We start from the raw sequence: 22917 nt of genomic DNA on the forward strand, positions 1-22917 counted from the left end.
GCCGGTTTTCCCGAAAACACAGAGGTTCACCATGCGCTACGCACTGGGCGTGGAATACGACGGCAGCGAATTCAAAGGCTGGCAGCGGCTCGGTGAGAGCGGCTGCCCAAGCGTGCAGGCCAGCCTGCAGGATGCGCTGTCCTCGGTGGCCAATGCACCGATCCAGGTCGTGTGTGCGGGGCGTACCGATGCCGGGGTGCACGGTGAATGCCAGGTCGTGCATTTCGATACCGATGTCGTGCGTGATCCGCGCAGCTGGATGCTGGGCACCACCACGCGCCTGCCGCGCTCCATCGCTGTGCGCTGGTGCGTACCGGTCGCCGACGAGTTCCATGCGCGCTTTGCCGCGCGCGCGCGCCGCTACCGCTACCGTCTGCTCAACCGCCAGGTCCGCCCGGCACTCTATCGGCAGACCCTGAGCTGGGAGCGCAGGCCGCTGGATGCCGAGCTGATGCACGCAGCCGGCCAGGCCCTGCTGGGTGAGAACGACTTCAGCGCCTTCCGCAGTGTGCAGTGCGAGGCTCTGCACGCGCGCCGGAACATGCAGTCGCTCTCGGTGACCCGTCAGGGCGAAGTGGTGGAGGTCGCCGTTCAGGCCAATGCATTCCTTCATCACATGGTGCGCAATATCGTCGGTTCATTGATCCTGGTCGGTTGTGGTGAGCAGCCGGTCGCGTGGATGGGGCAACTGCTGGCCGGGCGCGACCGCACCGTGGCCGGCCCGACTGCCCCGCCGCAGGGATTGGTCTTCGTTGGTCCCCTGTACCCCGACAACTGGCAGCTGCCTGCCGAGGTCACCTTATGAGCCGCTCCTTCTACCGCACCCGTATCAAGTTCTGCGGCATGACCCGTGCCGGCGACGTGCGCCTGGCCGGCGAGCTCGGCGTGGACGCGGTCGGTTTCATCTTCGCCCGCGAGAGCAAACGCCGGGTCGCGCCGGCCGAGGCGCGCGCCATGCGCCAGGCCATCGCCCCGATGGTCGACGTGGTCGCCCTGTTCCGCGACAACACCAAGGAAGAGGTGCGCGAAGTGCTGCGCACCGTGCGGCCGACCCTGCTGCAATTCCACGGTGATGAAGACGAATCGTTCTGCCGCAGCTTCAACATGCCGTACCTGAAGGCCGTGGCGATGGGCGGCAAGGACGAGGTCAACGCCCGTCAGCTGCAGCTGCGCTATCCCAGCGCGGCGGGCTTCCTGTTCGACAGCCACGCCCCCGGTGGCGGCGGTGGCACCGGCGTTGCCTTTGACTGGACGCGCCTGCCGACCGGCCTGCATCGCCCGTTCCTGCTGGCCGGCGGGATCACCCCGGACAACGTGTTCGATGCGATCGTGGCCACGCTGCCGTGGGGCGTGGATGTGTCCAGTGGCATTGAATCCGAACCGGGCATCAAGGACGGCTACAAGATGCGCAAGTTCGTCGAAGAAGTCCGCCGCGCCGACTGCCACGAAGCGGATTGATCCGCAGGCCCCACGGGTAGGCCACGACCGTTGGTCGTGGCGCGCTCATCCCTTCAGCTGCTCCTGCAGCCACCCGGCCAGCGCATCCACCCGCGGATCGGCCCCACCCTCCGGCGTCGCCAGTACCCAGAACCCCCCGGTCGCGCCGAATCCCCAGGGTGCCAGCAGCCGGCCGGCGGCCAGCTCATCGGCCACGAGCGGTTCTGGCGCGATCGCCACGCCCAGTCCGGCCACCGCTGCTTCCAGCAGGTAATAAAGATGCTCGAAGCCGCTGCCCAGTTGCAGCTGGGCCGGCTCCAGCCCGTGGGACAGCGCCCAGGCCGGCCACGCCTGCGGGCGTGAGGCCGTATGCAGCAGCGATTCGCCCACCAGGGAGGAGGGCGGCTGATGCCTCAGCCGCGCCGCCGCCGGGTGCTGCGGACTCACCACCACACCCACACGCTCCGGGGCCAGCTCCCGCACCTGCCAGCCACGCGGCCACGGCGGCTGAGCGAGCAGCAGCACCGCATCCAGCCCCTGCTGCTCGGCGGTGAAGCTCCCGTCCTGGGCCGACCAATGCAGCGGCAGCTGGGGCAGGGCGTTCTGCAGTGCCTGCAGGCGGGGAATCATCCAGCGCGCCAGGATGCTGCCGCTGCAGCCCAGCACCAACGCTTCGGGCCGCTGTTGGCGTTTGAGCGCGACCACCGCTTCGCGGATCTGCTCGAACGCACCTTCGCAGGCGGCGTGCAGATCCTCACCAGCGCGGGTCAGGCGCAGTCCACGTCCCTCGCGCTGGAACAACGCGACGCCCAGGTGCTCCTCCAGCAGGCGCAGTTGGCGGCTGATCGCGCCATGGGTGACATGCAGTGCCTCGGCGGCACGACCAACCCCGCCCAACCGGGCGGCCGCTTCAAAGCTGCGCAGGGCGTTCAGCGGGGGCAACGGGCCGTCGGTCATGTGAGTTTTCCTGACAGGTCGTGGCAGATATTATCGATATTCCTGTCATGACAGGTGCGTTAAATTGGCAGCCTGTCTCCACCGGCTGTCGCGCTATGTCTGCTTCCCCCGTCTCCCCCATCGTCGATTTCCATGCCTACCCCGATGCCAACGGCCATTTCGGCCGCTACGGCGGGAGTTTCGTCGCCGAGACCCTGATCGGGCCGTTGCAGGAGCTGGCAGCTGCCTACGACGAAGCGCGCCGCGATCCGGCCTTCATCGCCGCCTACGACAAGGATCTGACCCATTACGTAGGCCGTCCCAGCCCGATCTATCACGCCGAGCGCCTCAGCCAGCAGGTGGGCGGCGCGCAGATCCTGCTCAAGCGCGAGGACCTGAACCACACCGGCGCACACAAGATCAACAACACCATCGGCCAGGCGCTGCTCGCCGCGCGGATGGGCAAGAAGCGCATCATCGCCGAGACCGGCGCCGGCCAGCACGGCGTGGCCAGTGCCACCGTGGCCGCGCGCCTGGGGCTGGAATGCGTGGTCTACATGGGCGCCACTGACATCGAGCGGCAGAAGATCAACGTCTACCGCATGAAGCTGCTCGGCGCGACCGTCGTGCCGGTCACCTCCGGCTCGGCCACGCTCAAGGATGCGCTCAACGAAGCGATGCGCGACTGGGTCACCAACGTGCGCGACACCTTCTACATCATCGGCACCGTGGCCGGCCCGGATCCGTACCCGCGCATGGTGCGTGATTTCAACGCGATCGTCGGCCGCGAGGCGCGCGCGCAGATGCTGACCGATTACGGTCGTCTGCCCGATGCGATCACCGCCTGCGTTGGCGGTGGCAGCAATGCGATCGGCCTGTTCCATGCCTTCCTCAATGATCGCGATGTGCGCATCGTCGGTGCCGAAGCGGCGGGCGACGGCATCGAGACCGGTCGCCATGCCGCCTCCATCGCGGCCGGTCGCCCCGGCGTGCTGCACGGCAACCGCACCTATGTGATCTGCGACGACGATGGCCAGATTACCGAAACCCATTCGGTCTCGGCCGGCCTGGATTACCCGGGCGTCGGCCCGGAACACGCCTTCCTGGCCGATGCCGGACGCGCCGAGTACGTCGGCATCACCGATGACGAAGCGCTGGCCGCCTTCCACCAGCTGGCGCACAGCGAAGGCATCCTGGCCGCGCTGGAATCCAGCCACGCAGTGGCGCAGGCGATCAAGATCGCGCGTGATCTGCCACGCGACAAGCTGGTGCTGTGCAACCTGTCCGGCCGCGGCGACAAGGACGTACACACCATCGCTGCCCGGGAGGGTCTGGTGCTGTGAATCCGCTGCTGCGCCAGGGAAGTGCGCTGCTGATGGTGGTCGGCCTGACCGGATGTACGCCGCCGGATCCGCCGGTGCTGCCCGCGCCGGCCGCACCGGTCGGTGCCGTGGCGCCGGCGCGGGAATCGGCCAGCAATGACGATGACATCGCCAACCGCCCGATCGAGGACGCACCGGAGCCGCCACCCGCTGTGGAGGCAACCGTTGCTGACGATGCTGCGCCGTCGGTGGTGTCGGTCGCGCTGGATCACGCCGGGGAGGTGCTGATCGGGCAGCGTTTCACCGAGCTCGCCGCTGATGGCCCTTGGCATTCGGCCGGCCTGAGCGAAGGCGAGCCCAGCGGTGCCTGCGAGTACTACGAGCGCGGCAACCTGCCCGAAGGTGTGTCGATGATGGTTGAGGACGACCATGTGCAGCGTTTCGAGCTGGCGCCGATCGAGGAGTCCTACGAGGCCATCACCCAGCCGGGGCCGTTCGGGCTGCGCCTGGGCATGACCCTGGATGAAGCGCTCACGCGGCTGCCGCCCGGCAGTACACGCGCGCCGCATGCCTATGACCCGGAAACGGGCGAATACCTGACCTGGCAGGACCCTGGCTCGGATCTGGCGATCCGGCTGGAGATCTTCGACGGGGTGATATCGAAGCTGTACTGGGGCGCCAGTGGCGCCGTTGAACTGATTGAAGGATGTGCCTGAGATGTCCGTGGACCGTATCGATGCCTGTTTTGCCCGCCTGCGCGATGAACGTCGCAAGGCGCTGATCCCCTTCATCACCGCCGGCGATCCCGGTCTGGAAGCCACCCTGCCGGTCATGCATGCATTGGCCGCGGCCGGTGCGGATGTCATCGAGCTCGGGGTGCCGTTCTCCGATCCGATGGCCGACGGCCCGACCATCCAGCGCAGCTCCGAGCGTGCGCTGGCTCGCGGGGCAGGGCTGCGCTATGTGCTGGAGACTGTCGCCGCCTTCCGCAAGGACGATGCCACCACGCCGGTGGTGCTGATGGGCTATCTCAACCCGATCGAGATCCACGGTACGGAACGCTTCGCGCAGTCGGCTATTGCCGCCGGCGTGGACGGCATCCTGCTGGTCGATCTGCCGCCGGAAGAAGCGGCCGAAACCCGGGAGATTTTCACCGCGGCCGGCTTGGCGCTGATCCTGCTGGCCTCGCCGACGACCGCTGATACGCGCCTGGATGCGCTGTCCGCGATGGCGCAGGGGTACCTGTATTACGTCAGTTTCGCCGGGGTGACCGGCGCATCCGATCGCCTGGACAGCAGTGCCGCCGGTGCCCGCCTGCGCGACCTGCGCAGCCGCTCCACCGTGCCGGTGGTGGCCGGCTTCGGGATCAAGGATGCGGCCAGTGCCGCGGCCATGGCCGTGGAGGCCGATGGCGTGGTCGTGGGCAGTGCGCTGGTGGCTGCACTGGGTGAGGCGCCCGACGCGGCGGCCGCCGCAGCAACGGCGCAGGCATTCCTCACGCCGCTGCGACACGCGCTCGACGCCGCCTGAAGCTCCTAAACGTACGTACCAGAATGGTTTACGTCAGCCCCCCGGCAACCGCCGGGGGGTGCCCGAGCATGGAAACGGTGAGCTAGACTGTCCGCCTTTGCGGCCCCCGGGCCGCCCTGAACGGAAGTAGCATCCCGCATGAGTTGGCTCAGCAAGTTGATGCCGTCTGGCATCCGCACCGACAACGTCCCCAGCAAGAAGCGCAGCGTCCCCGAGGGCCTGTGGGAGAAGTGCAGCAGCTGCGGCAGCGCGCTCTACCGTCCTGAGCTGGAAGAGAACCTGGAAGTCTGCCCCAAGTGTGGCCACCACATGGCCATCCGCGCGCGTGCGCGCCTGGCCGCGCTGTTCGATGCGGACAGCACCACCGAGATCGGTGCGCGCCTGGGGCCGACGGACCTGCTCAAGTTCAAGGACCAGAAGAAGTACAGCGAGCGCATCAAGGCGTCGCAGAAGAACACCGGCGAGTACGACGCCCTGATCGCCATGCAGGGCCTGATGAAGGGACGCCCGCTGGTCGCCTCGGCCTTCGATTTCGCCTTCATGGGCGGCTCGATGGGCTCGGTGGTCGGTGAGCGTTTCTCGCTGGCCGCGGAAAAGGCGCTGGAGATCGGTGCGCCCTACGTGTGCTTCTCCGCCAGCGGCGGCGCGCGCATGCAGGAAGGCCTGTTCTCGCTGATGCAGATGGCCAAGACCTCGGCCGCGCTGGGTCGCCTGCGTGATGCCGGCCTGCCGTACATCTCGGTGCTCACCCACCCGACCACCGGTGGCGTGTCGGCCTCGTTTGCGATGCTGGGCGATATCAACATCGCCGAGCCGCAGGCCCTGATCGGCTTCGCTGGCCCGCGCGTGATCGAGCAGACCGTGCGCGAAAAGCTGCCCGAAGGCTTCCAGCGCTCGGAGTTCCTGCTTGAGCACGGCGCGATCGATCAGATCTGCGACCGCCGCGAGATGCGCGACCGCCTGTCGGAGATCCTGGCCATGCTGGCGCGTCAGCCGGCGCCGGCACCGGACGCGGCGGCCTGATGGCGTCGCGCAAGTATTTCGGCACCGACGGCATCCGCGGCAAGGTCGGTGAGGGCGTCATCTCCGCCGATTTCGTGCTGCGCCTGGGCAATGCGCTCGGGCGCGCGCTGACCGAACGCAACGGGCACCGCCCGGTCGTGGTGATCGGCAAGGACACCCGCATCTCCGGCTACATGTTCGAAGCCGCACTCGAAGCCGGGCTGGTCGCAGCCGGCGCCGATGTGCAGCTGCTCGGCCCGATGCCCACGCCGGCGGTGGCCTTCCTCACCCGTACCCTCGGTGCGGATGCGGGCATCGTCATCAGCGCCTCGCACAACCCGCACTACGACAACGGCATCAAGTTCTTCTCCGCCGATGGCGAGAAGCTCGATGACGCCACCGAGTTGGCGCTGGAAGCCGCGCTTGATGCGCCGTTCACCACGGTCGAATCCGAGCGGCTGGGCAAGGCCATGCGCGCCCGCGATGCGGTGGGCCGCTACATTGAATTCTGCAAGGCCAGCGTGCCGCGCGGGTTCGATCTGCGTGGGCTGAAAATCGTGCTCGACTGCGCGCACGGCGCTACGTATCACGTCGCCCCGCTGCTGTTCCGCGAGATGGGCGCGGAGGTGATCAGCATCGGCGATGCGCCCAACGGCCTGAACATCAACGATGGCGTCGGCTCGATGCACATCGACAACCTGGCCGCGAAAGTGCGCGAGGTCGGCGCCGATTTCGGCATCGCCTTCGATGGCGATGGCGACCGCGTGCTGATGGCCGATGACCAGGGCAACCCGGTCGATGGCGATGACCTGCTGTTCGTGCTGGCCCAGGCCTGGCAGCGTAGTGGTCGCCTGCATGGCCCGGTGGTCGGCACGCTGATGACCAACTTCGGCCTGGAGCAGGCACTGGAACGGCTGGAGATCCCGTTCCAGCGCAGCAACGTCGGTGACCGCTACGTGCATCAGGCACTTGTGGAAAATGACGGCGTGCTCGGCGGCGAAGCGTCCGGCCATCTGCTGTGTCTGGACCGCGCCACCACCGGCGATGCGATCGTCAGCGCGCTGCAGGTGCTGGAAGTGTTGCGCCGTGATGGCACCTCGCTGCGCCAGGTGCTGTCGGTGCTCAACAAGGTGCCGCAGAAGACCGTGAACGTGCGTCTGCAGGGCGCGGCCAAGGCAACCGTGCAGGCCGAGAGCGTGCAGGCCGCGCTGGCGGCTGCGCAGCAGGCAGTGAAGGGGCGCGGCCGTGCGTTCCTGCGCCCGTCGGGCACCGAGCCGGTGGTGCGTGTCACTGTCGAGGCGGACAGTGCCGAGCTCATGCAGTCCACGCTGGACAATCTCTCGGCGGCGGTGAAGGCGGCGGCCGCAGCCTGAGTCACGCGATGACGAGTGAAACGAAAACGCCCCGGGAGACCGGGGCGTTTTTCGTCGTGGGTCCGGTGCCGATCACGGCCCGGCCACCATCTTCTTTTTCTTCGCTTTGAAGCGGTTGAACAGCGGCGCGATCAGCGGGTGGTAGCTGTAAGCGATGCGCTTGCGCAGCCAGCTGGCCGGGCGGTCGCGGATCGCGAACCGGTAGATGTGCTCTGGATCGCCCCCGACCACGTTGCGGCCGAACGGGTGGGTGGTATGCAGGTACTTGAAGCCCTGTGCCCGTGCGATCTGCACGTAGTCCTCGTCGAAATCGCCGTACGGCCAGCACAGCGTGTCCGAGACCTCACCCAGCTGCTGCTGCAGCACATCGCGCGCCACCGACAGGTCGCCACTGATGCCTTGGCGCTTGTGCTCGCGGGAGATGTCCTGCTTGAGCCAGCGGGTGTGCGTGTGCGTGTGGCAGTGCACCTCGAACGTGCCGGCCGCGATCATCTCGCGCGCTTCGCTCCAGCGCATCATCACCTCGTCCGGTCGGTTCTCGCGCAGGATCGCGGCCTCGCAGCCGCGATGGTCCGGCGTTGCGGGCAGGGTGGCGCCGGGCTGGCCCGCATGCGGCCGGACATCGCCTTCGCCCATCCAGCCGGTGACCACGAACACCACCGCGTGCATGCCGTACTTGGCCAGGATCGGGTGCGCGTACACCCAGTTGTCCAGATAGCCGTCATCGAAGGTGATCACGATCGACTTGGCCGGCGTTGGCTTGCCCGCGAGGAAATCCGCGTACTGCTCCAGCGTCAGCGAGGTCCAGCCGTTGGCCGCCAGCCAGGCGATCTGGCTTTCAAAATTCTCCGGCGAGACCGTGATCATTCCCGGGGACGGGGACACATGGTGGTGCATCAGCACCGGGACGGATCTAGCGTTGGCCATGGCCCAGTTCCTTCAACCACTGGTGGTAATAGTATTCGGTCGCTTCAGTGTGACCGGTCGGGGTGAAGCGATGTGCGCTGCGCATCCATTCCCACCCGGCCAGGCCCATCTGCTGGCGGCGGTCGGGCTGTTCGATCAGGGTGCGCAGTGCGTTGGTCAGCGCCGCCTGGTCGCCCAGCGGAGCAAGCAGGGCGTTGCTGCCTTCCACCACCATTTCCGGCACGCCACCCACCCGGGTCGCAACGATCGGCACGCCGACATACGCCGCTTCCAGGAACACCGTGCCGGCGGCTTCCTTGTGGGTGGCGAGCGCGAAGATATCGAAGCCGGCCATCAGCCGGCAAGCGCCGTGGCGGTAGCCAAGCAGATGCACCTGTGCGGCAATGCCGAGCTGCTGGCGCAGCGCGATCAGCCGGTCCATCACCGGCTGGCCGTCGCCGACGATCACCAGCTGCACGCGCGGATCGGCGCGGCACAGCGGCGCCATGGCCTGCAGCAGCTCCAGGTGACCCTTGGGCTCGCGCAGCACGGCGACGCAGCCGACCACGATCTGTTCCTCGTTGAAGCCCAGCTCGGCACGCACCTCTGCACGGGTGTCCTGCAGGCACTGCCACGGGTCGCGCTTGGCGATCTGCGACCACTGCGGCGGCACCGCGATCGGCGGAACGATCCCGACGTGTGCGTCGTCGATGCCGCGGCTGACCATCAGTTTCTTGACGAAGCTGCTGACGGTCATCACCCGGTGGGGCAGGCCGGTGTAGGTCAGCAGCGAGTTGATCGGACTCATCAGATGGCGCGAGCGCACCACCAGCGGCGTACCGCCAAGCCGGGCACCGGCGGCGGCGATCAGGCTGTCGCGGCGGCTGGTGGTGTTGACCACATCGTAGCCATGGCGGCGCACCAGGCGTGAGACCGACCAGATGCCGCGCAGCATGCGCAGCAGGCCGCCCATTTTCAGGGCGTGGACGGTGAAGCCGGCTTCGCGCGCCATCTCGCCCAGACGGGCGCCCGGCTGGCACAGCAGCGAGACCTCATGGCCGCGGTCGCGCATGGCCAGCATGTGGCGGTAGATGTAGATCTCCTGCCCACCGAATCCCTTGGCGGCTTCCGTGTGGAGAATTTTCAGTGGCGCGTTCATCGGTGGACGATCCATGTGTGAAAAAGCGCCCGCGCTGCGCGAGCGGCTGTCGTTGTTGCCTGCGGCTCGCGCCAGCGCATCCGATACGCTGTGCAGTGCCGTGGGTGTCGGGTAGTGCGGACGGCCCGGCACGGTCTCGCCGCTGCCGGCGTGAGTCAGCGCAACGCCATCGGCGATGAGGGGGAGAGCAGGGGCATCCATGAGGCGGACCGGGCGACGCAAGGAGTAATGGGGGCGGCGCCTGGGCGTCGCCGGTGGCCCGTTCTGGCCGTCTGGGCGCGCGCATTGTATCGGTTTGTATCAATGTATCGGTGGCGGGGTTGGCCCGATCTGGCACAATGTTCAGCCGGGCCACAGCTGGCCCACCGACCACCATGAACAAGCAGGAATCGCTGTGAGCCAGATCCCCACCCTCGACATCACCCGTTTTGACACCGACCGCGACGCGTTCGTGGCCGAGCTGGGTGCGGCCTACCGCGAATGGGGCTTTGCTGGCATCCGCAACCACGGCATTCCGCAGGCTGACATCGACGCAGCCTATGAGGTCTTCAAGGCCTTCTTCGCCCTGCCGGAAGAGACCAAGCGCCAGTACCACGTGCCTGGCAGCGGCGGCGCGCGTGGCTACACCGCCTTCGGCGTGGAGACGGCCAAGGGCTCGCAGCACTTCGACCTGAAGGAGTTCTGGCACATCGGCCGCGAGATTCCGGACGACTCCCCCTACCGTGAGGTGATGGCCCCGAACCTGTGGCCGAGCGAGGTCCCGGGCTTCCGTGAGCGCGGCTATGGCATCTACCAGGCCCTGGACAAGCTGGGTTCGCGCGTCCTGTCGGCGCTGGCCCTGCACATCGGCCTGCCGGAAGACTTCTTCGCGGACAAGACCAACAACGGCAACTCGATCCTGCGCCCGATCCATTACCCGCCGATCACCGCCGAGAACATCCCGAACGTGCGCGCCGGTGCCCACGGCGACATCAACTTCATCACGCTGCTGGTCGGCGCCAGCGCGGCCGGCCTGGAAGTGCAGTCGCATGAAGGCAAGTGGGTGCCCTTCACCTCGGACGCGGACACCATCGTGGTCAACATCGGCGACATGCTGCAGCGGCTGACGAACCATGTGTACCCGTCGACCATCCATCGCGTGGTCAATCCCCCGGGCGAGCAGGCCCGCCAGCCGCGTTATTCGGTGCCGTTCTTCCTGCACCCGAACCCGGATTTCCTGATCGACGTGTTGCCGACCTGCATCACCCCGGAAAACCCGAGCCGCTACCCGGAGCCGATCACCGCCCACGGCTTCCTGGAAGAGCGCCTGCGCGAGATCAAGCTGAAGTAAGCGATCTTGCCGGAGCAACAAAGAAGGCCGCCGCAAGGCGGCCTTCTTCATTCTGCGGAGTGCCGGCCGCTGGCCGGCTCCAGACAATGTTGGCCCGGCTGCATCCGGCTATTCGCTGCCCCGTGTTGGGCGAGCGCTGCCATGCCCAGCCGGGACGCGCCGTAAACCCCGCTCCGCGGCCCGGCCCAGCCGCTGGCGGCTGTGCGTTCGAACGCATGCGAGGCAGTGCCTTGCAAGCAATGCGCTCTCACCCATGAGGGCTCGACGGGCGCCATCCATGGCGCCCGACGGTCCCGGCTGGGCACGGCAGCGCTCGCCCCCGACGGATTGCCTCGCCGGAGGGCTGAGTAAGGCAGAGCAGGGCGGACTCAATGCCGATCCGGCGCTTTGTAGCTGTCCCATGCAAGCCGACACACTGTCAGAGGGTGGGCGTGGGTGGGTTGGCGGGACCGTTATGCGCCATGGATGGCGCATATCGAGCCCCCATGGACGGGTTCACGGCGTGTCCCGCCAACCCATCCGCGCCCGCCCAGCCCGGGCACGTCCGCCGCTCCCGTCGCCCTTGCTTTTGCTCTTGGCTCGCAGCGAAAATAAATATCCAATTGAAATGTAAGCGTTTTCCCGTCAACGCCATTTCGTTGCATCCGTTATCATGGCCGGCTGATACCCAAAGGAGCACCGCCATGCGCCGCAAGATCGTCGCCGGTAACTGGAAACTGCACGGCAGTCGCCAATTCGCCACCGACCTGGTCAGTGACCTGGTTGCCGACCTGCCGCTGCCCGGCGTCGACGTCGTCGTGCTCCCCCCGCTCCCGTATCTGGGCGAACTGGTCGAAGCCTTTGAAGGCCGCGCCGTCAAATTTGGCTCCCAGGACGTCAGTAGTAATGAAAAGGGCGCCTACACCGGCGAGGTCTCGGCCACCATGCTGGCCGAAGTCGGTGCCCGCTACGGCCTGGTCGGCCACTCCGAGCGCCGCCAGTACCACGCTGAAAGCAGCGAACTGGTCGCCCGCAAGTTCGCCGCCGCCCTGCACGCCGGCCTGACCCCCATCCTGTGCGTCGGCGAAACCCTCGAGCAGCGTGAAGCCGACCAGACCGACGCCGTCATCGCCTCGCAGCTGGCACCCGTTCTGGAGCTGGTCGGCGCCGCGGGCTTCGCCCAGGCCGTCGTCGCTTATGAGCCGGTCTGGGCCATCGGGACCGGCCGGACCGCCTCCAAGGAGCAGGCCCAGCAGGTCCACGCGTTCATCCGTGGCGAAGTGGCCAAGCTCGATGCTAGAATTGCGGATTCACTGTCGATCCTCTATGGCGGCAGCGTGAAGCCCGACAACGCCGCGGAACTGTTCGCACAGCCCGATGTCGATGGTGGGCTGGTGGGCGGCGCCTCGCTGGTGGCCGCGGATTTCCTTGCCATCGCTGCCGCGGCGGCGGGGCGCTAATTAGTTACGTTGTCGGCCCAACCGCCGGCACGACATGTCCGAGGACGGATTCGAAATGCTGATGTTGATCCTCAATGTGGTCTACGTGCTGGTCGCAGTGGCCATGATCGCGCTCATCCTGATGCAGCGTGGTTCCGGCGCGGCCGCAGGGTCGGGTTTCGGTGCCGGCGCCTCGGGCACCGTGTTCGGCGCGCGTGGCGCGTCCAACTTCCTGTCCAAGTCGACCAAGTGGCTGGCCGTGGTGTTCTTCGGCATCAGTCTCTTCATGGCCTGGTACGCCAGCCATGGCTCGCGCCCGGCGGCGCAGCAGGATCTGGGTCTGATGTCGGCACCGGCCGCCACTGCGCCGGCCGCACCGGCAGGCGAACTTCCGGCCGTGCCGAAGGCACCGGAAACCCCGGTGCAGCAGCCTGTTCCGTCGGCCACTGTGCCGGCTCAGGCAGAAACTCCGAAATCTGGTGAAGAAAAGCCTTCGGAAGGCACCCAGACTCGCTGAAGACGGTTACAATATGCGGCGCACTGGAGAACAACCGGTGCGATCGTAAGCCCAGGTGGCGGAATTGGTAGACGCACTACCTTGAGGTGGTAGCGACGAGAGTCGTAGGGGTTCGAGTCCCCTCTTGGGCACCATTTGTTTGTAAGCGGGTTCGTCTGGCGCGCAAAGCGCCAGGTAGCGGTATCCGTCCACTCCCCCATGCCAAAGCGCCTGCAGGCGCAGCGGCAGAGGCAAGAGAGAATCGCTGTGCTGGCCGAATATTTGCCGTCTCTGCTGTTTCTGATCGTTGCCACCGGTATCGGCGTTGCGCTGATGCTGGTTGGCCGATTCCTCGGTCCCCGACGTCCTGATCTTAAAAAGCTCTCGCCGTACGAATGCGGCTTCGAGGCTTTCGAGGACGCGCGCATGAAGTTCGATGTGCGCTACTACCTGATCGCGATTCAGTTCATCGTATTTGATCTGGAAATCATCTTCATCGTGCCGTGGACCCAGGTCTTCATGGAACTGGGCGCACGTTCGCTGGTCACGATGGGCCTCTTCGTAGGCATGCTTTTCCTCGGTTTCATTTACGTCTGGAAGAAGGGAGCGCTGGAATGGGAGTAATTCAGACGCTCGACGGCCTGATGAACAACCCGGTCCCGGAAGGGCGGGTCGATGACATCCTGCGCCCCGAAGGCGACAACCCCCTGCTCGAAAAGGGCTACGTGACCACCAGCGTCGATGCGCTGTTGAATTGGGCGCGTACCGGTTCGATGTGGCCGATGACCTTTGGTCTGGCCTGCTGCGCAGTGGAAATGATGCATGCCGGTGCGGCGCGCCTGGACCTTGACCGTTACGGCGTGGTGTTCCGCCCGTCGCCGCGTCAGTCCGACGTGATGATCGTGGCCGGCACCCTGGTCAACAAGATGGCTCCGGCCCTGCGCAAGGTCTATGACCAGATGCCGGACCCGAAATGGGTCATCTCGATGGGCAGCTGCGCCAACGGTGGCGGCTACTACCACTACTCCTATGCAGTAGTGCGTGGCTGTGACCGCGTGGTGCCGGTGGACATCTATGTCCCCGGCTGCCCACCTACCGCCGAAGCGCTGGTGTACGGGATCCTGCAATTGCAGAAGAAGATCTGGCGTACGCAGACCATCGCCCGCTGACATCCCTCCTGACAAGAGCACGCCAAGCCCCCATGGCAGAGCAAGCACCTTCCTTCATCGACCGACTTTCCGCACGTTTCGCAGGTGCGCAGGTCTTCGTGGTCGAACCCCGCGGCGAAGTGACGCTGGAAGTGCCCGCCGCTGACTGGCATGCCACCGCTCTGGCGCTGCGCGACGAATTCGGTTTCGAGCAGGCCGTTGACCTGTGCGGCCTGGATTACCTCGGCTATGGCAGCGACGAATGGGATACGGCCGATGTGTCGTCCCAGGGGTTCAGCCGTGGCGTCGAGGGCAAGTCCGTCGGTCGTTTCGCGTGGGGTGAATTCCCCACCCGCGAAACCAGCGATGGCGCCCAGCCCCAGCCGATCCCGCTGCAGCGTTTTGCCGTGGTCGCCCAGCTGCGTTCCTACCAGCACAACCTCACGATGCGCATCCGTTGCTTTGCGCCGAACGAGGAACTGCCGGTGGTCGCCTCGCTGACCAACATCTGGCCGGGCCTGAACTGGTTCGAGCGCGAAGCGTTCGATCTGTTCGGTGTGATCTTCGAAGGTCACCCGGACCTGCGCCGGATCCTGACCGACTACGGTTTCGTCGGGCACCCGTTCCGCAAGGATTTCCCGTTGATCGGCAACGTCGAAGTGCGCTACGACGAAGAGAAGCAGCGCGTGATCTATGAGCCGGTGACCTCGGTCGAGCCGCGCGTCGGCGTGCCGCGTGTCATCCGTGACGACGCCCGTTTCCAGACCGCTGCCGGCGAAAGCGCGCAGACGGAGGCAAGCAAGTGAGTGAATTCACCCAGGCCCACCAGGCCTTTGCGAGCAATCCAGCCGAACTCCGGCAGGAGATCCGCAACTACACGATGAACTTCGGCCCGCAGCATCCGGCCGCGCACGGTGTGCTGCGCCTGATCCTGGAAATGGACGGCGAAACCATCATGCGTGCCGACCCCCACGTGGGCCTGCTGCACCGTGGTACCGAAAAGCTGGCCGAGTCCAAGCCGTTCAACCAGTCGATCGGCTACATGGATCGCCTGGATTACGTGTCGATGATGTGCAACGAGCACGCCTACGTGCGCGCGATCGAGACCCTGATGGGGATCGAGGCGCCCGAGCGTGCCCAGTACATCCGCACCATGTTCGACGAAATCACCCGCATCCTGAATCACCTGATGTGGTTGGGTTCCAACGCGCTCGATCTGGGCGCCATGGCGGTCATGCTGTACGCCTTCCGCGAGCGCGAAGAGCTGATGGACTGCTATGAAGCGGTCTCCGGCGCGCGCATGCACGCAGCGTACTACCGTCCGGGTGGCGTCTACCGCGACCTGCCGGACCACATGCCCAAGTACAAGGAATCGCGCTGGCACAAGGGCAAGGCCCTGAAGAACCTCAACGCCGCGCGCGAAGGTTCACTGCTGGATTTCCTGGAGAACTTCACCGTTGAGTTCCCCAAGCGCGTGGACGAATACGAAACCCTGCTGACCGACAACCGTATCTGGAAGCAGCGTACGGTCGGCATCGGCGTGGTCACCCCGGAACTCGCCCACGCCTGGGGCATGACCGGCGTGATGCTGCGCGGCTCGGGCATTGCCTGGGATCTGCGCAAGAAGCAGCCGTATGCCAAGTACGACGCGGTTGAGTTCGACATCCCGCTCGGCAAGGAAGGTGACTGCTACGACCGTTACCTGTGCCGCGTGGCCGAGATGCGCGAATCCAACCGGATCATCAAGCAGTGCGTCACCTGGCTGAAGGCCAACCCGGGCCCGGTCATGGTCAAGAACTTCAAGGTCGCGCCGCCCAGCCGCGAAGACATGAAGGACGACATGGAAGCGCTGATCCATCACTTCAAGCTGTTCAGTGAAGGCTACTGCGTCCCGGCCGGCGAAACCTACGCCGCCGTCGAAGCGCCCAAGGGCGAGTTCGGCTGCTACCTGATGTCCGATGGTGCCAACAAGCCGTTCCGCGTGCACCTGCGCGCGCCGGGCTTCGCCCATCTGTCCTCGATCGACTCGGTCGTGCGCGGGCACATGCTCGCCGACGTGGTGGCCATGATCGGCACCTACGATCTGGTGTTTGGTGAGGTGGACCGGTGATCGCATCCGCTTGCACGACGCCTGACACCCGCCGGCTGCTGCCGGCGCTGCAGGTTCTGGTTTTTAACGATTTCGTATTCGCTGAGGTCGGCCGATGAAGGCGACAGGTAATTTCGAGGCGGCGCGCGACGTCGACCCGATGGTGGTCTTGAATGACAAGACCCGTGCGCACATCGATCACTGGCTGGCCAAGTTCCCGCCGGATCGCAAGCGCTCGGCTGTCCTGCAGGGCCTGCACGCCGCACAGGAACAGAATGCGGGCTGGCTGACCGACGAGCTGATCGCCGGCGTCGCCAAGTACCTGGATCTGCCGCCGGTGTGGGCCTACGAGGTCGCCAGCTTCTACTCGATGTTCGAACTGGAGAAGGTCGGCCGCCACAACGTCGCCTTCTGCACCAACATCAGCTGCTGGTTGAACGGTGCCGAAGACCTGGTCGCGCACGCCGAGAAGAAGCTCGGCTGCAAGACCGGTCAGTCCACCGCTGATGGCCGCATCTACCTCAAGCGCGAAGAAGAATGCCTGGCCGGTTGCGCCGGTGCGCCGATGATGGTCATCAATGGCCATTACCACGAGCGCCTGACCGTCGAGAAAGTCGACGAGCTGCTGGACGGGTTGGAGTAAGACATGGCACATCATCACGCACCCAGTGGTCCGGTCGGTCCCGCACCGTTGCCGCACCAGGTGGTCTACACCACCCTGCATTACGACACCCCGTGGTCGTATGAAAGCTACCTCAAGACCGGTGGCTACGCTGCCCTGCGCAAGATCCTCGAAGAGAAGATCTCGCCGGAGCAGGTCATCGAGATGGTCAAGCAGTCCAACCTGCGCGGCCGTGGCGGCGCGGGCTTCCCGACCGGCCTGAAGTGGTCCTTCATGCCCAAGGGCACGATGCAGAAGTACATCCTGTGCAACTCGGATGAATCCGAGCCGGGAACCTGCAAGGACCGCGACATCCTGCGTTACAACCCGCATTCGGTCGTGGAAGGCATGGCGATCGCCTGCTACGCCACCGGCTCGACCGTGGGCTACAACTACCTGCGTGGCGAGTTCCACCACGAGCCGTTCGAGAACTTCGAGCAGGCCCTGGCCGACGCGTACGCGAACGGCTGGCTGGGCAAGGACATCCTCGGCAGCGGCGTGGACATCGACATCTACGGTGCGCTGGGCGCCGGCGCGTACATCTGCGGCGAAGAAACCGCGCTGATGGAATCGCTGGAAGGCAAGAAGGGCCAGCCGCGCTACAAGCCGCCGTTCCCGGCCAACTTCGGCCTGTACGGCAAGCCGTCGACGATCAACAACACCGAGACCTATGCCTCGGTGCCGGCGATCATCCGCAATGGTCCGGAGTGGTTCCAGGGCCTGAGCCTGACCAAGAACGGCGGTCCGAAGATCTTCTCGGTCTCCGGTTGCGTGCAGAAGGGCGGCAATTTCGAAGTGCCGCTGGGCACCACCTTCGACGACCTGCTGGAAATGGCCGGTGGTCTGAAGCCGGGCCGCAAGCTCAAGGGCGCGGTCCCGGGCGGCGTCTCGATGCCGGTGCTGAAGGCTGAAGAGCTCAAGGGCCTGCAGATGGATTACGACACCCTGCGTGCCCTCGGCACCGGTCTGGGGTCGGGCGCCATCGTGGTGCTGGATGACAGCGTCTGCTGCGTCAAGTTCGCCTGCCGCATCAGTCAGTTCTTCCACAAGGAATCCTGTGGGCAGTGCACCCCGTGCCGTGAAGGCACCGGCTGGATGCACCGCGTGCTGGAGCGCATCGTTGCGGGCAAGGCCACGATGGAAGACCTGCACCAGTTGAAGACGGTGGCCGGCCAGATCGAAGGCCACACCATCTGTGCGTTCGGTGAAGCGGCGGCATGGCCCATCCAGGGCTTCCTGCGCCAGTTCTGGGACGAATTCGAGTACTACATCGTCAACGGTCATTCGATGGTTGACGGCAAGAAGGTGGAGGCAGCCGCCGCATGAGCGCGCAACCCGTAAACCCGAGCGTGCCACCGGATCATGTGACCGTCGAAATCGACGGCCAGTCCCTGGTCGTGCCCAAGGGCTCGATGATCATCCAGGCCGCCGACAAGGCCGGCATTCCGATCCCGCGCTTCTGCTACCACGAGAAGCTGCCGATCGCCGCCAACTGCCGCATGTGCCTGGTCGACGTGGAAAAGTCGCCCAAGCCGGCACCGGCCTGCGCCACGCCGGTCATGGATGGCATGAAGGTCGCCACCCGCAGTGAAAAGGCGCTGAAGTTCCAGCGCTCGGTGATGGAATTCCTGCTGATCAACCATCCGCTGGACTGCCCGATCTGCGATCAGGGCGGCGAGTGCGAGCTGCAGGACGTGTCGCTGGGCTATGGCCGTTCGGTCAGCCGGTTCAACGAGCGCAAGCGCGTGGTGCCCGACGAAGACATCGGTCCGCTGGTCGCCACCGAAATGACCCGCTGCATCCAGTGCACCCGCTGCGTCCGCTTCACCGCCGACGTTGCCGGTACCTATGAACTGGGTGGCATGTACCGCGGTGAAAACCTGCAGATCGGTACCTACGACGGCAAGCCGCTGACCACCGAGCTGTCCGGCAACGTCGTCGACGTCTGCCCGGTCGGCGCGCTGACCAACAAGGTGTTCCAGTTCCGCGCCCGTCCGTGGGAACTGACCGCACGCGAGTCGCTGGGTTACCACGACGCGATGGGCTCAAACCTGTTCCTGCACGTGCGCCGCGGCGAAGTGCTGCGCGCCGTGCCGCGCGACAACGAAGCCGTCAACGAATGCTGGCTGTCCGATCGCGACCGCTATTCGCACCAGGGCCTGTACAGCGAAGACCGTGCGGTCAAGCCGCTGCGCAAGGTCAATGGCGAGTGGAAAGAAGTGAGCTGGGCTGAAGGCCTGGCCGCTGCCAAGGAGATCTTCGCTGCCAACCAGGGCGACGACCTCGGCGTGCTGGTGCACCCGTCGGCCTCGAACGAGGAGGGCGCACTGCTGGCCCGTCTCGCCACCGGCCTGGGTACCACGAACATCGATCACCGCATCAACAACCGCGACTTCTCCGACGCCGCCACCGCCGAAGTGTTCGGCCTGCCGCTGGCGGAGATCGAAGGCGCGGACAGCATCGTCGTGCTTGGCAGCAACATCCGCCACGAGCTGCCGCTGCTGCATGCCCGCCTGCGCAAGGCACAGACCACGCGCAATGCGAAGATCCACGCCGTCAATCCGGTGGACTTCGATTTCGCGTTCAAGCTGGCCAGCAAGCAGATCGTCGCCCCGTCGGCCTTCATCGACGCACTGGGCAACGCCGAGCTGCGTGACGCCGTCAAGGGCGCCAGCAACGCGGTGCTGATCGTCGGTGGTATCGCCGAAAACCACCCGCAGGCTGCTGCGATCCGCGCTGCCGCGCGTGATTTCGCCGCTGCGACCGGTGCCAAGCTGTGCCGCATCCCGCAGGGCGCCAATGCCGTGGGCCTGACCCGCGCCGGCGTGCTGCCGGCCGGCAAGGACGTCAACGCCATGCTCGCCCAGCCGCGCAAGGCCTATGCCATCTACGGCATCGAGCCGGGCCTGGACTTCGCCGACGCCGCCGCTGCCCGCAAGGCACTGGCCGGTGCCCAGGTGGTGGCTTTCAGCCAGTTCGCCTGTGCTTCGACCCGCGACGTCGCCGACGTGATCCTGCCGATCGGTGCGCTGCCCGAAGTGGATGCCACCCTGACCAACCTCGATGGTCGCGAGCAGTCGGCCCGTGCCGGCGGAAAGCTGCCGGGCGAGGCGCGTGAGGGCTGGCGCGTGCTGCGCGCACTGGGCGGCGAACTGTCGCTGGCCGGTTTCGAGTTCACCGATCTGGCCGGCCTGCGCGCCAGCCTGGCGCCGGTCAGCGTCGCCGTCTCGTCTTCGGCGGCAACGCCGGTGGCAGGCGAGGGCCTGGAAGTGACCTCGACCGCCGCGATCTACCGCACCGATGCGGTGGTCCGTCGCGCCCAGGCACTGCAATCGCATCCGCTCAACAACGCCCCGCGCATCGTGCTCAACGCCGACGACGCTGCCCGCCTGCAGTTGGTGGAAGGCCAGATGGCCAAGGTCGGCACCGATGCCGGTCGTGCCACCTTGCCGGTGGTGGTCGACGCCCGCGTTGCCGCTGGGTCGGTCTGGATTGAATCGGGCCACGGTGCAACCGCACCGCTGGGCGCCGCACGCGTAACGGTGGTGGCTGCATGAACGAATTGCTGTTGAACGCGGTCGACCCGCTGCACCAGTGGCTGCTGTCACTGGGCGACATCGGCGCGCTGCTCTGGATCATCCTGAAGATCCTGGTGATCGCCATGCCGGTGATCATCTCGGTGGCCTTCTACGTGGTCTGGGAGCGCAAGCTGATCGGCTGGATGCACGTGCGTCATGGCCCGATGTATGTCGGCATGGGCATCTTCCAAGCCTTCGCCGACGTCTTCAAACTGCTGTTCAAGGAAATCATCCAGCCGAGCAGCTCGCACAAGGCGATGTTCATCCTTGCGCCGCTGATCACGCTGGGCCCGGCCTTCGCGGCCTGGTCGGTGATTCCCTTCGACGCACAGATTGTGCTGTCCAACGCCAACGCCGGCTTGCTGTATCTGCTGGCGATGACCTCGCTGGGCGTGTACGGCATCATCCTGGCCGGTTGGGCGTCCAACTCGAAGTACGCGTTCCTGGGTGCCATGCGCGCCTCGGCGCAGATGATCAGCTACGAAATCGCGATGGGCTTTGCCCTGGTCGGCGTCATGATCGCCTCGGGCAGCCTCAACCTGAGCAACATCGTGATGGCGCAGGCGGGCAACTCCGGTCTGTTCGACTGGTTCCTGCTGCCGCTGTTCCCGTTGTTCATCGTGTACTGGGTGTCCGGCGTCGCCGAAACCAACCGCGCGCCGTTCGACGTGGTGGAAGGTGAATCGGAAATCGTGGCCGGCCACATGGTCGAATACTCCGGTGGTGCCTTCGCGCTGTTCTTCCTGGCCGAATACGCCAACATGATCCTGATCAGCTTCCTGATCTCGATCTTCTTCCTCGGTGGTTGGCTGAGCCCGCTCCAGGGGTGGATCACGGCAGACATCTCGCCGTGGATCGACTGGATCTGGAAGGGCGGCTGGCCGTGGCTGCTGCTGAAGGTCTTCTTCTTCGCCAGCTCCTACATCTGGTTCCGTGCCAGCTTCCCGCGCTTCCGTTACGACCAGATCATGCGTCTGGGCTGGAAGGTCTTCATCCCGCTCACCATCTTCTGGATTGCAGTGACGGCGTTGATGGTGTTTTACGGCGTGATCCAGAAGGGCGTCTAAGCGATGAACCGAATTACCCATTACTTCAAAAGCCTGCTGCTCCTTGAGCTGCTCGGTGGTCTGTGGCTGACCCTGAAGTACGCCTTCAAGCCCAAGTACACGCTGATGTACCCGATGGAGAAGTTCCCGCAGTCGCCGCGATTCCGCGGTCTGCATGCACTTCGCCGCTACCCTAACGGCGAGGAACGCTGCATCGCATGCAAATTGTGCGAAGCGGTGTGCCCGGCGCTGGCGATCACCATCGATTCGGCCAAGCGCGAGGACGGCACCCGCCGTACCACCCGTTACGACATCGATCTGTTCAAGTGCATCTTCTGCGGCTTCTGTGAAGAAAGCTGCCCGGTGGACTCGATCGTCGAGACCCACATTCTCGAGTACCACTTCGAGAACCGTGGCGAGAACATCGTTACCAAGCCGCAGCTGCTGGCCATCGGTGATCGGCTTGAAGCCGAGATCGCCGAGCGTCGCGCCGCCGATGCCGCTTTCCGCTGAGGTCGAATGATGGATTGGGTAAATATCAGTTTCTGGGTCTTCTCCATCGTGGCGGGCATTTCCGCTGCGGCGGTGATCAGCGTGCGCAATCCGGTCTATGCCGTGTTGTGCCTGATCCTGACCTTCTTCTCCGTGGCCTGCATCTGGATCCTGGTCGGGGCCGAGTTCCTCGGTGTCGCGCTGGTGCTGGTCTACGTCGGCGCGGTGATGGTGCTGTTCCTGTTCGTGGTGATGATGCTGGACATCGATCCCTCCAACCTGCGTGAGGGCTGGGTGCGTTACCTGCCGGTCGGGCTGGTGGTGGCGGTGACGATGTTGGTGCAGATGCTGGTGCTGATCGGTGTGAAGGGCAGGGCGGTCAATCCGTTCCCGGCCGACAACGCCGCCGCGCTGGCCGCCGACACCTCCAACATCACCTGGCTGGCCCGCAGCCTGTTCACCGAGTACCTGCTGCCGTTCGAGTTCGCCGCCGTCATCCTGACCGTGGCCGTGGTTGCGGCCGTGATGCTGACCCTGCGTCGCCGCACCGGCCTGAAGACCCAGAACCCGTCCGAGCAGACCATGGTCAAGGGCAGCGACCGCCTGCGCATCGTCAAGATGGATGCCGAAAAGCCGGTCGTGCACACCAACATCAAGCCGTCCAGCAACGAGGAGGCGCAGCCATGATCACGCTTGGCCACATTCTGGCGCTGGGCGCAGTGCTGTTCTGCATCAGCCTTGCCGGCATCTTCCTCAACCGCAAGAACATCATCGTGCTGTTGATGTCCATCGAGTTGATGCTGCTGTCGGTCAACATCAATTTCGTCGGGTTCTCGCGTGAGATGGGTGATACGGGCGGACAGCTGTTCGTCTTCTTCATCCTGACCGTGGCCGCGGCCGAGGCCGCCATCGGCCTCGCGATCCTGGTAACCCTGTTCCGTACTCGCCGCACCATCAATGTCGGCGAAGTCGATTCGCTGAAGGGCTGATCCGT

24 protein-coding genes and 1 tRNA gene are annotated in these 22917 nt (G+C 65.6%); 22 read left to right on the forward strand and 3 right to left on the reverse strand.

The window, feature by feature from the left end; translation table 11 throughout:
* Positions 1-31: 31 nt before the first annotated feature.
* Both truA and ABE464_RS10380 read left to right on the forward strand, forming a co-directional pair.
* Entirely contained in the window at positions 32-805 is a 774-nt protein-coding gene (truA, locus tag ABE464_RS10375; protein ID WP_346471876.1) for a tRNA pseudouridine(38-40) synthase TruA, read from the forward strand.
* Positions 802-1458 (forward strand): phosphoribosylanthranilate isomerase, encoded by a 657-nt coding sequence (locus tag ABE464_RS10380; RefSeq protein WP_088433287.1) that lies wholly within the window; start codon positions 802-804, stop codon positions 1456-1458. The genes truA and ABE464_RS10380 overlap by 4 nt, the downstream gene beginning before the upstream one ends.
* 45 nt (positions 1459-1503) lie before the next feature.
* On the opposite strand, the gene ABE464_RS10385 is transcribed toward ABE464_RS10380, so the two are convergent.
* Positions 1504-2394: a LysR family transcriptional regulator gene (locus ABE464_RS10385; protein WP_346471877.1), complete on the reverse strand. Its 891-nt coding sequence runs from the start codon at positions 2392-2394 to the stop codon at positions 1504-1506.
* Between the two features lie 95 nt (positions 2395-2489).
* On the opposite strand from ABE464_RS10385, the gene trpB reads away from it, so the two are divergent.
* The 5 genes from trpB to glmM all read left to right on the forward strand — a co-directional run bounded on the left by trpB (position 2490) and on the right by glmM (position 7600).
* Positions 2490-3716 (forward strand): tryptophan synthase subunit beta, encoded by a 1227-nt coding sequence (trpB, locus tag ABE464_RS10390; RefSeq protein ID WP_176989289.1) that lies wholly within the window; start codon positions 2490-2492, stop codon positions 3714-3716.
* Positions 3713-4411 carry a hypothetical protein gene (locus ABE464_RS10395; protein ID WP_346471878.1) on the forward strand — a complete coding sequence of 233 codons (699 nt, stop codon included), beginning with the start codon at positions 3713-3715 and terminating at the stop codon, positions 4409-4411. Before trpB ends, ABE464_RS10395 begins: the two co-directional genes overlap by 4 nt.
* A 1-nt stretch (position 4412) precedes the next feature.
* Entirely contained in the window at positions 4413-5225 is an 813-nt protein-coding gene (trpA, locus tag ABE464_RS10400) for a tryptophan synthase subunit alpha (RefSeq protein WP_346471879.1), read from the forward strand.
* Between the two features lie 138 nt (positions 5226-5363).
* Positions 5364-6248: an acetyl-CoA carboxylase, carboxyltransferase subunit beta gene (accD, locus tag ABE464_RS10405; RefSeq protein ID WP_019182669.1), complete on the forward strand. Its 885-nt coding sequence runs from the start codon at positions 5364-5366 to the stop codon at positions 6246-6248.
* Entirely contained in the window at positions 6248-7600 is a 1353-nt protein-coding gene (gene glmM / locus ABE464_RS10410) for a phosphoglucosamine mutase (RefSeq protein WP_346471880.1), read from the forward strand. The genes accD and glmM overlap by 1 nt, the downstream gene beginning before the upstream one ends.
* A gap of 72 nt (positions 7601-7672) precedes the next feature.
* Here the strand turns inward: glmM and ABE464_RS10415 are convergent, their stop codons facing one another.
* Complete coding sequence (locus tag ABE464_RS10415; protein ID WP_346471881.1) at positions 7673-8527, reverse strand: polysaccharide deacetylase family protein; 855 nt, start codon at positions 8525-8527, stop codon at positions 7673-7675.
* Entirely contained in the window at positions 8514-9665 is a 1152-nt protein-coding gene (locus ABE464_RS10420) for a glycosyltransferase family 4 protein (protein ID WP_346472017.1), read from the reverse strand. The genes ABE464_RS10415 and ABE464_RS10420 overlap by 14 nt, the downstream gene beginning before the upstream one ends.
* Before the next feature lie 394 nt (positions 9666-10059).
* Between ABE464_RS10420 and ABE464_RS10425 the strand changes: the two genes are divergently transcribed.
* The 15 genes from ABE464_RS10425 (at position 10060) to nuoK (ending at position 22912) form a co-directional block, all read left to right on the forward strand.
* The gene (locus ABE464_RS10425; protein ID WP_019182673.1) at positions 10060-10995 is read left to right on the forward strand and encodes a 2-oxoglutarate and iron-dependent oxygenase domain-containing protein; all 936 of its coding nucleotides are present in this window, start codon (positions 10060-10062) and stop codon (positions 10993-10995) included.
* A 683-nt stretch (positions 10996-11678) separates the two neighbouring features.
* A complete protein-coding gene (gene tpiA, locus ABE464_RS10430) occupies positions 11679-12434 on the forward strand; it encodes a triose-phosphate isomerase (RefSeq protein WP_346471882.1) in 756 nt (251 codons plus the stop codon).
* Positions 12435-12489: 55 nt separating this feature from the next.
* Positions 12490-12930: a preprotein translocase subunit SecG gene (gene secG, locus ABE464_RS10435; protein ID WP_123730889.1), complete on the forward strand. Its 441-nt coding sequence runs from the start codon at positions 12490-12492 to the stop codon at positions 12928-12930.
* 49 nt (positions 12931-12979) lie between these two features.
* Positions 12980-13064 (forward strand) — tRNA-Leu (locus ABE464_RS10440).
* A gap of 112 nt (positions 13065-13176) precedes the next feature.
* The gene (locus ABE464_RS10445; protein WP_026069699.1) at positions 13177-13533 is read left to right on the forward strand and encodes an NADH-quinone oxidoreductase subunit A; all 357 of its coding nucleotides are present in this window, start codon (positions 13177-13179) and stop codon (positions 13531-13533) included.
* On the forward strand, positions 13524-14078 hold the full coding sequence (locus ABE464_RS10450) for an NADH-quinone oxidoreductase subunit B (protein ID WP_019182677.1): 555 nt from the start codon (positions 13524-13526) through the stop codon (positions 14076-14078). The genes ABE464_RS10445 and ABE464_RS10450 overlap by 10 nt, the downstream gene beginning before the upstream one ends.
* Positions 14079-14110: 32 nt before the next feature.
* A complete protein-coding gene (locus tag ABE464_RS10455) occupies positions 14111-14863 on the forward strand; it encodes an NADH-quinone oxidoreductase subunit C (protein ID WP_346471883.1) in 753 nt (250 codons plus the stop codon).
* Positions 14860-16167 carry an NADH-quinone oxidoreductase subunit D gene (locus tag ABE464_RS10460; RefSeq protein ID WP_346471884.1) on the forward strand — a complete coding sequence of 436 codons (1308 nt, stop codon included), beginning with the start codon at positions 14860-14862 and terminating at the stop codon, positions 16165-16167. The genes ABE464_RS10455 and ABE464_RS10460 overlap by 4 nt, the downstream gene beginning before the upstream one ends.
* 94 nt (positions 16168-16261) lie before the next feature.
* Entirely contained in the window at positions 16262-16789 is a 528-nt protein-coding gene (gene nuoE, locus ABE464_RS10465) for an NADH-quinone oxidoreductase subunit NuoE (protein WP_121038421.1), read from the forward strand.
* A 3-nt stretch (positions 16790-16792) separates the two neighbouring features.
* On the forward strand, positions 16793-18133 hold the full coding sequence (gene nuoF, locus ABE464_RS10470; RefSeq protein WP_346471885.1) for an NADH-quinone oxidoreductase subunit NuoF: 1341 nt from the start codon (positions 16793-16795) through the stop codon (positions 18131-18133).
* A complete protein-coding gene (nuoG, locus tag ABE464_RS10475; RefSeq protein WP_346471886.1) occupies positions 18130-20364 on the forward strand; it encodes an NADH-quinone oxidoreductase subunit NuoG in 2235 nt (744 codons plus the stop codon). Before nuoF ends, nuoG begins: the two co-directional genes overlap by 4 nt.
* Positions 20361-21452 carry an NADH-quinone oxidoreductase subunit NuoH gene (gene nuoH, locus ABE464_RS10480; RefSeq protein WP_102788058.1) on the forward strand — a complete coding sequence of 364 codons (1092 nt, stop codon included), beginning with the start codon at positions 20361-20363 and terminating at the stop codon, positions 21450-21452. Before nuoG ends, nuoH begins: the two co-directional genes overlap by 4 nt.
* A gap of 3 nt (positions 21453-21455) precedes the next feature.
* Positions 21456-21944 (forward strand): NADH-quinone oxidoreductase subunit NuoI, encoded by a 489-nt coding sequence (nuoI, locus tag ABE464_RS10485; RefSeq protein ID WP_017355930.1) that lies wholly within the window; start codon positions 21456-21458, stop codon positions 21942-21944.
* Positions 21945-21953: 9 nt separating this feature from the next.
* On the forward strand, positions 21954-22610 hold the full coding sequence (locus tag ABE464_RS10490) for an NADH-quinone oxidoreductase subunit J (RefSeq protein WP_346471887.1): 657 nt from the start codon (positions 21954-21956) through the stop codon (positions 22608-22610).
* Positions 22607-22912, forward strand: a complete 306-nt coding sequence (gene nuoK / locus ABE464_RS10495) for an NADH-quinone oxidoreductase subunit NuoK (RefSeq protein WP_346471888.1) — start codon at positions 22607-22609, stop codon at positions 22910-22912. The genes ABE464_RS10490 and nuoK overlap by 4 nt, the downstream gene beginning before the upstream one ends.
* Positions 22913-22917 lie beyond the last annotated feature (5 nt).

Source organism: Stenotrophomonas sp. TWI587 (genome assembly GCF_039674145.1).
Classification (GTDB): domain Bacteria; phylum Pseudomonadota; class Gammaproteobacteria; order Xanthomonadales; family Xanthomonadaceae; genus Stenotrophomonas; species Stenotrophomonas maltophilia_AY.